Here is a 13146-nt window from a genome sequence, read left to right as displayed (position 1 = left end):
CCCGAAGCCCCTCTCCCTCCACCACCGGCATCGTCGGTGTGGGGGTCGGGAAGGCCACCGGGTTCAGGGCCGTTTCCAGGGCGTCGAGGCCGGGGCGGAGGGTGGGGTTCTTTTGGAGGAGGGCGGTGAGGACGGCTTGCAAGGGGCCTGCGGTGGGCGGGAGTTCGGGGTCCTCGTAGAGGACCGCGTGCAGGGTCGCGAGGGTGGTGTCGCGGGAGAAGGGGGAACGGCCGGCGAGGGCCGCGCTCAGGGTGGCTCCCAGGGACCAGATGTCGGACGGTGGGCCCTGAGGGCGGCCGGAGACGCGTTCGGGGGCCATGTAGTCGGGGGAGCCGACCAGCATGCCCACCATGGTGAGGGCCTTCGCGTCCTGGATCGCCGCGATGCCGAAGTCGGTCAGGACGACTCGGCCGCGTCCGCGCGTCGGCGTCACCTCCGTCTCGACCAGGACGTTGCCCGGCTTGATGTCCCGGTGGAGGACGCCCCGGGCGTGGACCTGGCGCAGGGCCGCGACCAGGCCGATGCCGATCCGGGCCGTCTCGCACGGGCCCAGCGGCCCCTCCTCCGCCATGATGCGTTCCAGGGAGCGGCCGGCCACCAACTCCATGACGATCCACAGACGTTCGCCCTCGTCGACCACGTCGTAGACCCGGACGACGTTGGGGTGGTCGATCCGCGCCGTCGCCCTCGCCTCGCGCAGGGTGCGTTCACGGCGGGTGCGCGAGTCCTCGGGGTCGAGGCCGTCGATGCGCATTTCCTTGACGGCGACCAGTCGATCGAGCATTTCGTCGACCGCTCGCCACACCCGCCCCATTCCACCCTGGCCGATACTCTCGACCAATCGGTAACGGCCCGTCACCAGTAATCCGGGAAGCCCGCCATTACTCGCACCACCAGCAGCGTCACCACGAGCATGACCAGGATTCCCCGGACTTCCCATGTTCCCCATGTTTCCCACGTTCCCCGGCAATCCGCTGCACCCCCCACCACTCCGCATCGGACATCCGCCATTGAAACACAATGGTCACACTTCAAGCCGTACCAGCATAGTGCGGAGAAATCTTGTGGTAGCTCTTCAAGTACTGCGAATTCAGGCGCAGGCAAGGGGGACGAACATGAGTTCTCGTCGCACGACGGCCATCGCGGGATCGCTGGTCGCGACATCTTTCTCGGCAGTGCTGATCCTTTCCGCCACTGCCGGAGCGGACGACCAGGGTCCTGGCAGCAACAAGGGGGGAAAGGTCATCGACGAGGCGCCGGCAGGGGTGAAACTGACGACTCTGCTGCCCGAAAAGATCTCGGTGGACAACAGTTCGCAGGAAACCGACATCACCGCCACGGTGAAGAACGAAGGGACCAAGGACAGCGGAAAGATCCAGCTTTTGGTCGTCGGTTTCGACGGCCTCACGGTCAAGAATGTCGAGGGCTGTTCAGCTATTGCGGAAGGCAGCCTTCCGGAGGGCTCGAACAGCGGTTTCGCCTGTGCCGTCGACAATCTCCCGGCCGGTGAGTCGAAGTCGTACGCCGTCGACGCGACGTACGACCTGGGCAAGACCGGAAAGATATGCCTCCCCGTGCAGAGCGCGGACGGGAAGAAGACGTACTGGCAGCAGGGGCCGGTGCCGTTCGGTACGGCGAATCCGTCGCCCGACGCCCCGGCCACCCCGCTGCTTCTGGGCACCGACAACAAGCCGGTCGCACCGGGCGCCGACGAGCTGCCCAGGACCGGCCTCGGCCGTGACGTCCTGCCGCTGGGCGCGGCGGGCGCGACGCTGATCGGAGTGGGCGCGGCCGGGCTGTGGTGGTCGCGGCTGCGGCGGCCCGGGCGGCCGGCCGACTGAGCCGACACCCCGGGCGGCCCGGGAGTCCTCGAGAAGAGATCGGCCGGATAACCTGACGGTGGCTGTCAGGTTATCCGGCCACTCTTTGTGCCATGACCTCTCCGCGACACCTCACCGAACCGCCCCTTCTCCACCCCGGCCAACCCGGCTACGACGACGAACTCGCCGGGTTCCAGACCGGCTTCGCCCTGCGGCCCGGCCTCGTCGTCCCGGCCCGCGACGCCGCCGATGTGACGGCCGCTGTGCGGTACGCGGGCGAGCGGCGGCTGCACGTCGGGATCCGGGCCACGGGGCATGGGCTTCCCGGGCCGGTCGAGGGCGGGGTACTGGTCTCGACGCGGCGTATGGACCGGGTCAGTGTGGATCCCGGTTCCCGTACCGTCCGCGTGCAGGCGGGTGTGCGCTGGGGGCAGGTCGTGGCGGCGGCCGCGCCGTACGGGCTGGCGCCGTTGAACGGGTCCGCCCCTTCCGTCGGCGCCGTGTCGTACACGCTGGGCGGCGGACTCGGCATCCTGGCCCGGGAGTTCGGATACGCCGCCGACCATGTCCGCTCGCTCGACGTCGTCACCGCGGACGGGCGGCTGCGCCAGGTCACGCCGGAGTCCGACAGCGACCTGTACTGGGCCCTCCTCGGCGCCGGGCACGCCCTCGGTGTCGTCACCGGGATGGAGATCGGCCTCGTTCCCGTCCGCACGCTCTACGGCGGTTCCCTCGCCTTCGACGGACGGGACGTCGATCCGGCGGTCGTGCTGCGGGCGTACGAGGAGTGGACGCGGACCGTGCCCGAGGGGCTGACGTCGTCCTTCGCCGCCGTACCGTATCCGGACATCCCGGCGCTGCCGCCGCACCTGCGCGGGCGGTGCGTCGTCTCGGTGCGGGTCGCCCACACCGGCCCCGACGGCGACCGGATCGTGGCGCCGCTGCGGAGGATCGGGCCCGTGCTGTCCGACTCCCTGCGCGAGATGCCGTACTCCGAGAGCCACACCATCCACAGCGACCCCGACTTCCCGCACACCTACTACGGGGACAGCGCGGTGGTGAGTGAGCTGGACGTCCGGAGGGTGGCCCGGGTGCTGGAACGTACTGGGCCGGAGGCCGCCGGTGCCATGTGTGTCGTACAGGTCAATCATCTGGGCGGCGCGCTCGGCCGGCCCGCGCCGAACTCGGTGCCGTATCGCGAAGGCGGGTTCCTGGTACGGATGTTGACCATGGCGGACCGGGAACGGGCCCGGGAGATCCTGGACCCCGCCTTCGAACTGCTCGCACCCGTCACGCTCGGCCGGGCGCTCAACTTCGCCTTCGGAGCCGGGGACCGGAGTGCCGGGCTGTACGACGCCGCGACGCGCAAGAGGCTCGCCGGGATCAAGTCGCGGTACGACCCGGCGAACCTCTTCTCGGCGAACTACGGCGTCAGCGGTTGAGCAGCTTCCAGGTGGCGGGCAGGGCGCCCATCGCCAGGGCCGCCTTCAGGGCGTCGCCGATCAGGAACGGGGTGAGGCCGGCCGCGATGGCCGCGGTCGCCGACATGCCGGTGGCCAGAGCCAGGTACGGCACGCCGACGGCGTAGATGATCGCCTCGCCCAGGACCATCGCGCCCGCCGTCCGCCACACCGAGCGGTCGGCACCGCGGCGGGCCAGGGCGCCGACGACGGTGGAGGCGAGGATCATGCCGAGGATGTAGCCGAAGGACGGGGCGGCGGCTCCGGAGGTGCCGTCCGCGAACCACGGCACGCCCGCGATGCCCGCGAGCGCGTACAGCGCCAGGGAGAGGAAGCCGCGGCCGGCGCCCAGGGCCGTGCCGACCAGCAGCACCGCCAGGGTCTGACCGGTCACCGGCACCGGGGAGCCGGGCACGGGCACGGAGATCTGGGCCGCGAGGCCGGTGAACGCGGCGCCGCCGACGACGAGCGCGAGGTCGCGGAGTCGGGAGGCCGGGATCAGGTCGGCGAGGACCTGACCGGGGCGGGCGGGGACGGCGGCGGTGCTCATGGGGACTCCGCGGGGTGAGGGCAGCAGGGGACGCTGTGACGCTATACCGGCATGTGCGGGCCGATCACCGTCAGTGGTCGACAAAGGCACGATCACGGGCTTGGTGAGCTCCGGACAAAGGATGGGGGTTACACCCGGTACGGGGTGATGCCGGTCACTGAGGCGGGGACGTCCAGCTCACAACGCGGGCCGACCGTCTCGCCCGTCGGTCGCCGTCTGGGCAGCGGGTGGGCCGTTTGCTAGCTTCGAGCGCATGGTCGCCCAGTCCCGGAACTTCTCGTCGCGTCGCCATGTCGACCTGCGACGCGTGGGCGCGACCGCCTGTCGCCGTCCGGGGTGAGTCGGTCTCCGGTGGTCCGGTCCCGGCTCGCCCGTTTCAGACGGCGCAGTGTCGGACCGGCTCCCGAGGAAGTTCCCCATGCCCCGTATCGCGGCACCCACTCTTTCGTCCCCTTCATCCCCCGCATCTCCGGCATCCTCCGCATCCTCTTCGTCTCCGATTCCCCGTGTCGCCGACCGTGACCGGCGTCGGACCAGTGCCAGCGTCATCCTGCGGTCCGTCCTGGAGCACGGGCCGGTCGCGCGCAGCACCATCGCCCGGCTGACCGGGCTGTCACCGGCCTCGGTGACCGACTACTGCGCCCGCTTCACCGCCCGCGGTCTCATCCGCGAGGCCGCCGCGCCCCGGCAGTCGGGGGGTGTGGGGCGGCCACATGTGCCCGTCGACCTGGACGACTCACGGTTCGTTGTGGGCGGGGTACATGTGGCGGTGCCCCACACCACCGTGGCTCTGCTCGATCTGCGCGGACGGGTCGTCGCCGAACGGGAGTTGAAGCACTCGGGCGCCACGGATCCGTACGGTCCGTACGGCGTCCTCGCCCGCGCCGCCGAAGGGCTGGCCGCGCTGCTGGACCAGGCGCCGGGCAGCCGGCCGCTCGGCGTCGGGTTCGCCGCCGGCGGCTGGGTGGACCGGGACTCCGGGACCGTCGTCGAACACCCGCTGCTGGGCTGGCGCGAGGTGCCGGTGCGGGAGGTGCTCGGCGCGCACACCGGGCTGCCGGTCCATGTGGACGGGCACGCGCGGGCGTTGGTGAACGCGGAGCGGCTGTTCGGGCGGGCGCGGGGCAGCGGGAGCATGCTGCATCTGTTCGTCGGCAACGTCGTGGACGCCGCCTTCGCCACGCACGACGAGGTGCATCACGGACCCCGCTCACAGGCCGGCGCCATCGCCCATCTGCCGGTGCCGGGCGGCACGGAGAGCTGCACGTGCGGGCGGGTCGGCTGCCTCCAAGTGGAGCTGAGCGAGCGGACGTTGTGCCGGCGGGCGCGGGCGGCCGGGGTCGTCGACGGGACGAACCCGGTGCATGTGGTGCGCGCCGCGGCGGACGGGGACCCGGTGGCGGCGCGGCTGCTGACCGAGCGGGCGCGGACGACCGGCCGGGCGGTCGGGCTGCTGCTGGACGTGCTCAACCCGGAGACCGTCGTCGTCACCGAGATCGGCGTGCTGCGCCGCGAGGACTGCCTCGGGGCGCTGCGCGACGCGGTGGGAAGCGAGCGGGCGGCGGCCGTCGTACCGTCGAGTTTCCCGGATTCCGTGCTTGCCGTCGCGGGTGGATCGGTGGCGTTGGACGTCCTCTACCGGGATCCGCTGGGCGCTTCGTCGAGTGCGCCACCTGAGGCTATTTAATTCAGAAACTCGGAATATTGACAGGGGTCATCGATGACCGGGAACATCCTGCTCATGAGCCTGTTCGTGAGCTGTCGCACCCACTGTTGCTGACCCGTCGCCGCGTGTGAAGCGCTCATTTCATCCTGCGTGAATTCTGTTCTCACGGCTTTCTCCTGCCCGGAATTCCGCATGTTTCTTTCCTGAACTCACGGAGTTTCCCATGCTTTCCTCCGCCGTGTCCGGTGTCGACCGACGGCTCTTCCTCACCTCACTGCTCGGCGCCGCTGCCGGTGTCACCGGGCTCAGCGGCTGCGCCGGAAGCAGCGCGGCCGCCGGCGGCGCGGGCGCCTCGAACGCCCCGCTCGCCACCAAGGTCCCCGCCGGGACCAGCCTGAAGATCGCCTCGTACCAGAACGCCCAGCAACTCCAGCTCAGACTGGCCAGGTTGGGCGATCCGCCCTTCAAGGTGGGCAACTGGCTGAACATCGGCGCCGGCCCCGATGTCATCAACGCCTTCCGGGCCGAGTCCCTGGACGTCGCCAACAACGCGGGCATCCCGCCGATCCAGGCGTACTACCAGGGCTTCGACGCGAAGATCGTGGCGATCAACATCACCCGCAGGCCCAACTACCTCTTCGCCACCAAGCCCGGCAGCGACATCCGCTCGGTGGAGGACTTCAAGGGCCGGCGGCTCGCCTTCTCGCAGGGCCAGGCGCAGGGCGTGGTGCTGCTGCGGGCGCTGAAGAAGGCCGGGCTGAAGTACGACGAGGTCGAGCTGGTCCCGCTGACCAGCAACCAGTTCCTCACCGCCCTGCAGTCCGGCCAGGTCGACATCGCCCCGCTCGGCAACAGCCAGGCGCCCGCCTACCTCAAGCAGTACGAGGCCAAGGGCGCCCGCGTCATCACCACCGATGTCGTCGACCTGCTCAACCTGCTGTGGGCGCCGGTCGCGGTGCTGAACGACGCCGCGAAGGCCGCCGCCATCGCCGCGTACATCCCGTTCTGGGCGCGGAGCCAGGTGTGGACGTACGAGCACCCGGACGTCTGGAACCGGGAGTTCTACGTCAAGACGCAGAACCTGACCCTCGCCCAGGCCGAGGCCATCACCGAGCTCGCCAACAAGCCGCTGTTCCCGCCGAGTTGGGACGAGGCCATCCGGTGGGAGCAGGAGACCGCGGATCTGCTCGCCGAGGGCGGGTTCGTGAAGAAGTTCGACGTCGGCGAGCTCTTCGACCACCGCTTCGAGGGCATCGCCGCGAAGTCCGTATCCGCGGAATACCGGAGGTGACCGCCATGACCACCACGACCGCGACGAACGCACCGCCCCTCGCGGAGCCGGAGCCGGAGCCGGGGCCAGGGCCGAAGCAGGGCCGCCCGGATCCGGACCACCGCGTCCGCCGGCGCCGCTCCCTCTCCCCCGGCAAACGGATTCCGGCCGCCCGGCTCGTCGGCCCCGCGCTCCTCGTCGTCCTGTGGGCCGTGGCGTCGGCCGCCGGGGCGCTGGATCCCGGTGCGATCCCCGCGCCCTGGACGGTGGTGGAGTCCGGCGTGCAGCTGTGGACCGACGGGACGCTGCCCGCGGACATCCTGACCTCGCTGCAACGCGCCGGCACCGGGTTCGTCCTCGGCCTCGTCGCCGGGATCGCGCTCGCGCTGGCGTCCGGGCTCAGCCGGACCGGGGAGGCGCTGATCGACGGGACGGTGAACCTCAACCGGGCGATCCCGACCCTCGGTCTGATCCCGCTGTTCATCCTCTGGCTGGGCATCGGCGAGACCTTCAAGATCGCGATCATCGCCATCGTCGTCTACATCCCGATCTACCTCAACACCCATGCCGCGCTGTCCGGCATCGACAGCCGTTTCGTCGAACTCGCCGAGGTGCAGGGGCTCGGTCGGTTCCGGTTCATCCGGCAGATCGTCATTCCCGGCGCGCTGCCCGGATTCTTCGTCGGGCTGCGGCTCGGGGTGACCGGGTCCTGGCTGGGTCTTGTGGTGCTGGAGCAGATCAACGCCACCAGCGGACTCGGCTACATGATGTTCCAGGCGCAGAACTACGGCCAGACGGACGTCATCCTCGTCGGCCTCGTCGTCTACGGCATCTTCGGCCTGATCTCCGACAGCACGGTCCGCGTCGTCGAACGGAGGGTGCTGTCGTGGCGCCGCACACTGAGCAGCTGACCCGTCCCGCCGTCCGGCTGCGGGGCCTGACCCGCTCCTTCGACGGGCGTACGGTCCTCGACGGCATCGACCTCGACCTGCCCGTCGGCCAGTTCACCGCGCTGCTCGGGCACAGCGGGTCCGGCAAGAGCACCCTGCTGCGGGCCGTCGCCGGCCTCGACCACCGGGTCAGCGGCAGTGGGCGGCTCTCCGCTCCGGAGCGGGTGTCGGTGGTCTTCCAGGACTCACGGCTGCTGCCGTGGCGGCGGGTCCTGGACAACGTACTCCTCGGGCTCGACGGCAAGGACGCGGAGCGCAGGGGGCGCGCGGCGCTCGAAGAGGTGGGGCTGAAAGGGCGCGAGCGGGCCTGGCCGAGTGAGCTGTCGGGGGGTGAGGCGCAGCGGGCGGCGTTGGCTCGGTCGCTGGTGCGGGAGCCGGAGTTGTTGCTGGCCGATGAGCCGTTCGGGGCGTTGGACGCGTTGACCCGGATCAAGATGCACAACCTGTTGCGGGAGTTGTGGGAGCGGCATCGGCCGTCGGTGCTGTTGGTGACGCATGACGTGGACGAGGCGGTTGTGCTGGCCGATCGGGTGCTGGTGCTGGAGCGGGGGCGGATCGGGCTCGATCTGGTCGTCGACCGCGAGGCGGGGGCGCGCGGCGAGTATCGGGCGCGGTTGCTTGCGGCGTTGGGGGTGACGGAGGACATCCGGTGATGAAGGGGCTCCGCCCCTTCGACCCCGCTGGGGGCTGCGCCCCCAGACCCCGCTATCGGCCCTTCGGGCCTCGTCCTCAAACGCCGGACGGGCTGAAGATGCCCGACCGTTCCTCACAAAGGACCTCTATGCCCCGCCAACTCCACCTCAACGCCTTCCTCATGAACACCGGCCACCACGAGGCCTCCTGGCGGCTCCCCGAGAGTGACCCGTATGCGCATGTCTCGCTGGAGCACTACGTCGACCTGGCCCGTGTCGCCGAGCGCGGCACCTTCGACTCGCTCTTTCTCGCCGACGGTCCGCAGTTGTGGAGCAACCTCGCCCAGCGGCCCGCCGGGGCGCTGGAGCCGCTCACACTGCTCACCGCGCTGGCGACCGCCACCGAGCACATCGGTCTGATCGCCACCGCGTCCACGTCCTACAACTCGCCCTACAACCTGGCCCGCAGGTTCGCCTCGCTCGACATCGTCAGCGGTGGCCGGGCGGGCTGGAACATCGTCACCACGGCGGGGGCGGAGGCCGCCCGGAACTTCGGGCTGGACGCCGAGCCGGCGCACGCCGAGCGGTACGCGCGGGCCGCCGAGTTCCTGGACGTCGCGCTGAAGCTCTGGGACAGCTGGGAGGACGACGCGATCGTCGGCGACAAGGCGGCCGGGGTGTGGGGCGACGACGCCAAGATCCATCCGGCCCGGCACCAGGGGACGTACTTCAGCGTCGGGGGCGCCCTCAACGTCCCGCGCAGCCCGCAGGGTTATCCGCTGCTCGTGCAGGCCGGGTCGAGCGAGGACGGCAAGCACTTCGCGGCCCGGTACGCGGAAGCCGTGTTCACCGCCCAGCAGACGATCGAGGACGCGCGGGCGTTCTACGCCGACCTCAAGGCACGTACGGCGGCGGCCGGCCGCGACCCCGGGCACCTCAAGGTGCTGCCCGGCATCGTCCCGGTGATCGGCTCGACCGAGGCCGAGGCGCGGGCGCTGGAGCAGACCCTGGAGGACCACATCGTGTACACGCACGGGGTGGAACGGCTGGAGAGTCTGCTCCAACTGCCGAGCGGGACCCTGGAGTTGGATGCCCTGCTTCCCGGCGAGCTGCCGCCCGAGGACGCCATCGAGGGTGCCAAGAGCCGCTACACGCTCGTGGTGGAGCTGGCCCGACGCGAGCGGCTCACCGTGCGGCAGCTGATCGGGCGGCTCGGCGGCGGGCGCGGTCATCTCACCCTCGCCGGTACGCCCGAGCAGGTCGCCGACGCCATCGAGACCTGGTTCACCCAGGGTGCCGCCGACGGCTTCAACATCATGCCGCCGGTGCTCCCCTCCGGCCTCGACGCCTTCGTCGACCACGTCGTACCGATCCTGCGCGAGCGCGGCCTGCTCCGCTCCGAGTACGGCCCGCGCACGACCCTGCGCGAACGCTACGGCCTTCCGCGCCCCGCCAACCAGCACGTCAGCCCCGAACTCACCGCCGTCTGACATTTTGAAAGGACCCCCATGTCCATCGAGATCCGCAAGGTCACCGCGAACATCGGCGCCCACGTCTCCGGCGTCGACATCTCCCGACCCCTCGACGAGGAGACCTCAACCGCTCTGCGCGAGGCCCTGAACACGCACAAGGCCCTCGTCTTCGACGACGTGAACCTCGACGACGAGACCCAGCAGGCCTTCGTCCGGCACTTCGGCGATGTCACCACCGCCCACCCGACGGTCTCCTCCGTCGCCGGCGTTCCGAACGTGCTGCCCGTCGACAGCGAACGCGGCCGCGCCGCCAACCACTGGCACACCGACGTCACCTTCGTCCTCAACCCGCCGCAGGCCACCACCCTGCGCAGCATCACGATCCCGCCGTACGGCGGCGAGACCCTGATCGCCAGCTCGGCGGCCGCCTACCGCGGTCTGCCCGAACCGCTGAGGCAGTTCGCCGACACCCTGTGGGCGGAGCACACCAACGACTACGACTACGCCGTACCGGACGAGGAGATCGACGACGAACAGGCCGCCCGGCGCGCCCAGTTCACCTCCATCAAGTACCGCACGGTCCACCCGGTCGTCCGCGTCCACCCGCTGACCGGTGAGCGCGGGCTGTTCATCGGCGGGTTCGCCCAGCGGATCGTGGGGCTCTCGCCGGGTGAGTCCCGCAAGATCCTCGACCTGCTCCAGGCGTACGTCACCCGGCCGGAGAACGTCCTGCGGCACCGCTGGTCGCAGAACCAGCTCGTCGTCTTCGACAACCGCATCACCCAGCACTACGCCATCGACAACTACGACGGTCTGCCGCGCCGCCTGCACCGGGTGACCGTCGCGGGCGACGTGCCGGTCGGTGTCGAGGGCAAGGAGAGCTACTCGATCGAGGGGGACGCCTCGCACTACACCCCCGTCGCTGCGTGACTCCCGCGTCACCTACAGTGCGGCCAGTGTCCGCATAGTGGGCAGCCTCTCCTTCTGAGCGGAGAGGCTGCCCAGACTGTGGGCGTTTTTTACCCTCTCACGCATTGGACGAGCCGCGCCCATGCAGCACAGCACCACCGCGGAGACGCCCCCGAAGGCGGACGACGTCTCCCTCTCCCACGGTCTCAAGCAGCGCCATCTGTCGATGATCGCCCTCGGCGGCGTCATCGGCGCGGGTCTCTTCGTCGGCTCCGGCGCCGGTATCGCCGCCGCCGGCCCCTCGATCGTCATCGCCTATGTGATCTCCGGCCTTCTCGTGATGCTGGTGATGCGGATGCTCGGCGAGATGTCGGCCGCGTATCCCTCCTCCGGATCCTTCTCGGCGCACGCCGAGCGGGCGATCGGTCCCTGGGCGGGCTTCACGGCCGGCTGGTCGTTCTGGGTGCTGCTGTGCACGGCCGTCGGCCTGGAGGGCATCGGCGCCGCGAAGATCGTCACGACCTGGCTGCCGCACACGCCGGAGTGGGCCTGGGTGGCCCTGTTCATGGTGGTCTTCTGCGGCGCGAACCTGGCGGCCGTGAAGAACTTCGGCGAGTTCGAGTTCTGGTTCGCGGCGCTGAAGGTCGGCGCGATCGGGCTGTTCCTGGTGCTGGGCGGGCTGGCCATCGCGGGCGTCCTGCCGGGCACGGACGCCCCGGGCACCGCGAACCTCACCGGCGCGGGCGGCTTCCTGCCGAACGGCACCGAGGGCCTGATCATCGGGCTACTCGCCTCCGTGTTCGCCTACGGCGGCATGGAGACGGTCACCATCGCGGCCGCCGAGTCGGAGAACCCGGTCAGCGGCGTGGCGAGCGCGGTCCGCACGGCCATGTGGCGCATCGCCCTGTTCTACATCGGCTCGATGGCGGTCGTCGTCACCCTCGTCCCGTGGGACTCCAAGGAGGTCGTCGAGAAGGGCCCGTACGTCGCCACCCTCGACCATCTCGGGATCCCCGGCGCCGGCCAGGTGATGAACGTGGTGGTCCTGGTCGCCCTGCTGAGCGCCATGAACGCCAACATCTACGGCTCCTCGCGCATCGCGTACTCCCTGGTCCAGCGCGGCCAGGGCCCCGCGGCGCTGGGCCGGGTGTCGGGCGGTGTCCCGCGCGTCGCGGTGCTCGCCTCCTCCGTCTTCGGCTTCGTGTGCGTCGTGCTGTCGTACTGGCGGCCGGACGACGTCTTCCCCTGGCTGCTGAACATGATCGGCGCCGTCATCCTCGTCGTCTGGATCTTCATCGCCGTCTCCCAGCTGCGGCTGCGCAGCCGCCTGGAGCGCGAGGCGCCGCAGAAGCTGGTCGTGCGGATGTGGGCGTTCCCCGTGCTGACCTGGGTGGCGCTGGCCGGCATGGCGGCGATCTTCGTCCTGATGGCGCGGGAGTCGGACACGCGGGTGCAGTTGTACTCGACGGGCGGGATGACGCTGTTCCTGGCGGTCGCCGGGTACGCGTGGCAGCGGGCGCGCGCCCGGAGCTGACGCCGCTTCGACCGCGAAAAGGCCCCCGTGTGATCCACACGGGGGCCTTTTGCTGTTAGCTTGTTGTTGCAAGCTACTTGCAATAAAAGCTCTGAGGGGACCCTTCATGCCCGTCTACACACTCCCGGAACTGCCGTACGACTACGCCGCGCTGGCGCCGGTGATCAGCCCCGAGATCATCGAACTGCACCACGACAAGCACCACGCGGCTTACGTCAAAGGCGCCAACGACACGCTGGAGCAGCTGGCGGAGGCGCGGGACAAGGAGACCTGGGGCTCGATCAACGGGCTGGAGAAGAACCTGGCCTTCCACCTCTCCGGGCACATCCTGCACAGCATCTACTGGCACAACATGACCGGTGACGGCGGCGGCGAGCCGCTGGAGAAGGACGGCGTGGGCGAGCTGGCGGATGCCATCGCCGAGTCGTTCGGATCGTTCGCGGGCTTCAAGGCGCAGCTGACCAAGGCCGCCGCGACCACGCAGGGATCCGGCTGGGGTGTGCTGGCGTACGAGCCGCTGAGCGGACGGCTGATCGTCGAGCAGGTCTACGACCACCAGGGGAACGTCGGCCAGGGCGGCACGCCGATCCTCGTGTTCGACGCGTGGGAGCACGCCTTCTACCTGCAGTACCGCAACCAGAAGGTCGACTTCATCGACGCCATGTGGGCCGTCGTCAACTGGCAGGACGTGGCCCGGCGTTACGAGGCCGCCAAGTCCCGTACGGACGTTCTGCTGCTCGCGCCGTGACGGCGCCCGTGCGTCCTGCCTCGTGATCGTCTTCTCACCCTTCACGAACGGCAGGCGGAATGGAGGAAGCCCCCGCGAGGACGTGACTCGCGGGGGCTTCCTCCATTCCGCCTGCCGTTCGTGAAGGGTGAGAAG

The 13146-nt window shown here is 70.1% G+C and carries 12 protein-coding genes; 10 read left to right on the top strand and 2 right to left on the bottom strand.

Translation table 11 applies throughout. The annotated features are described in order from the left end of the window. On the bottom strand, positions 1 to 814 hold an 814-nt coding region (locus L0P92_RS34845; protein ID WP_234767058.1), incomplete at its 3' end, for a serine/threonine-protein kinase. A gap of 301 nt (positions 815 to 1115) precedes the next feature. Here L0P92_RS34845 and L0P92_RS34840 point away from each other — a divergent pair. Together L0P92_RS34840 and L0P92_RS34835 are read left to right on the top strand one after the other, a co-directional pair. Next, entirely contained in the window at positions 1116 to 1841 is a 726-nt protein-coding gene (locus tag L0P92_RS34840) for a hypothetical protein (RefSeq protein ID WP_234767057.1), read from the top strand. A 92-nt stretch (positions 1842 to 1933) separates the two neighbouring features. After that, positions 1934 to 3262, top strand: a complete 1329-nt coding sequence (locus L0P92_RS34835) for an FAD-binding oxidoreductase (protein ID WP_234767056.1) — start codon at positions 1934 to 1936, stop codon at positions 3260 to 3262. Here L0P92_RS34835 and L0P92_RS34830 read toward each other — a convergent pair. Then, complete coding sequence (locus tag L0P92_RS34830; protein WP_234767055.1) at positions 3252 to 3830, bottom strand: biotin transporter BioY; 579 nt, start codon at positions 3828 to 3830, stop codon at positions 3252 to 3254. The two genes, L0P92_RS34835 and L0P92_RS34830, sit on opposite strands and share 11 nt — an antisense overlap. A gap of 418 nt (positions 3831 to 4248) precedes the next feature. Here L0P92_RS34830 and L0P92_RS34825 point away from each other — a divergent pair, with 418 nt between their 5' ends. The 8 genes from L0P92_RS34825 to L0P92_RS34790 all read left to right on the top strand — a co-directional run bounded on the left by L0P92_RS34825 (position 4249) and on the right by L0P92_RS34790 (position 13011). Then, positions 4249 to 5517 carry an ROK family transcriptional regulator gene (locus tag L0P92_RS34825; protein ID WP_234767054.1) on the top strand — a complete coding sequence of 423 codons (1269 nt, stop codon included), beginning with the start codon at positions 4249 to 4251 and terminating at the stop codon, positions 5515 to 5517. A 202-nt stretch (positions 5518 to 5719) separates the two neighbouring features. Then, on the top strand, positions 5720 to 6787 hold the full coding sequence (locus L0P92_RS34820; protein ID WP_234767053.1) for an ABC transporter substrate-binding protein: 1068 nt from the start codon (positions 5720 to 5722) through the stop codon (positions 6785 to 6787). Then, positions 6784 to 7677 (top strand): ABC transporter permease, encoded by an 894-nt coding sequence (locus L0P92_RS34815; protein ID WP_372497383.1) that lies wholly within the window; start codon positions 6784 to 6786, stop codon positions 7675 to 7677. Before L0P92_RS34820 ends, L0P92_RS34815 begins: the two co-directional genes overlap by 4 nt. After that, positions 7653 to 8369, top strand: coding sequence for an ABC transporter ATP-binding protein (locus L0P92_RS34810; protein WP_234767051.1), 717 nt, complete (start codon positions 7653 to 7655; stop codon positions 8367 to 8369). The genes L0P92_RS34815 and L0P92_RS34810 overlap by 25 nt, the downstream gene beginning before the upstream one ends. A 128-nt stretch (positions 8370 to 8497) precedes the next feature. After that, positions 8498 to 9838: an LLM class flavin-dependent oxidoreductase gene (locus L0P92_RS34805; protein ID WP_234767050.1), complete on the top strand. Its 1341-nt coding sequence runs from the start codon at positions 8498 to 8500 to the stop codon at positions 9836 to 9838. An 18-nt stretch (positions 9839 to 9856) separates the two neighbouring features. Continuing rightward, entirely contained in the window at positions 9857 to 10750 is an 894-nt protein-coding gene (locus L0P92_RS34800; protein ID WP_234767049.1) for a TauD/TfdA dioxygenase family protein, read from the top strand. A 121-nt stretch (positions 10751 to 10871) separates the two neighbouring features. Further along, positions 10872 to 12263 (top strand): amino acid permease, encoded by a 1392-nt coding sequence (locus tag L0P92_RS34795; RefSeq protein ID WP_234767048.1) that lies wholly within the window; start codon positions 10872 to 10874, stop codon positions 12261 to 12263. 106 nt (positions 12264 to 12369) lie between these two features. Continuing rightward, positions 12370 to 13011, top strand: coding sequence for a superoxide dismutase (locus L0P92_RS34790; RefSeq protein ID WP_234767047.1), 642 nt, complete (start codon positions 12370 to 12372; stop codon positions 13009 to 13011). Positions 13012 to 13146 lie beyond the last annotated feature (135 nt).

The organism is Streptomyces muensis, assembly GCF_021474425.1.
GTDB lineage: Bacteria > Actinomycetota > Actinomycetes > Streptomycetales > Streptomycetaceae > Streptomyces > Streptomyces muensis.
The sequence above is the reverse complement of the archived record's forward strand: the minus strand, read 5'-3'. Positions and strand labels throughout refer to the sequence as shown.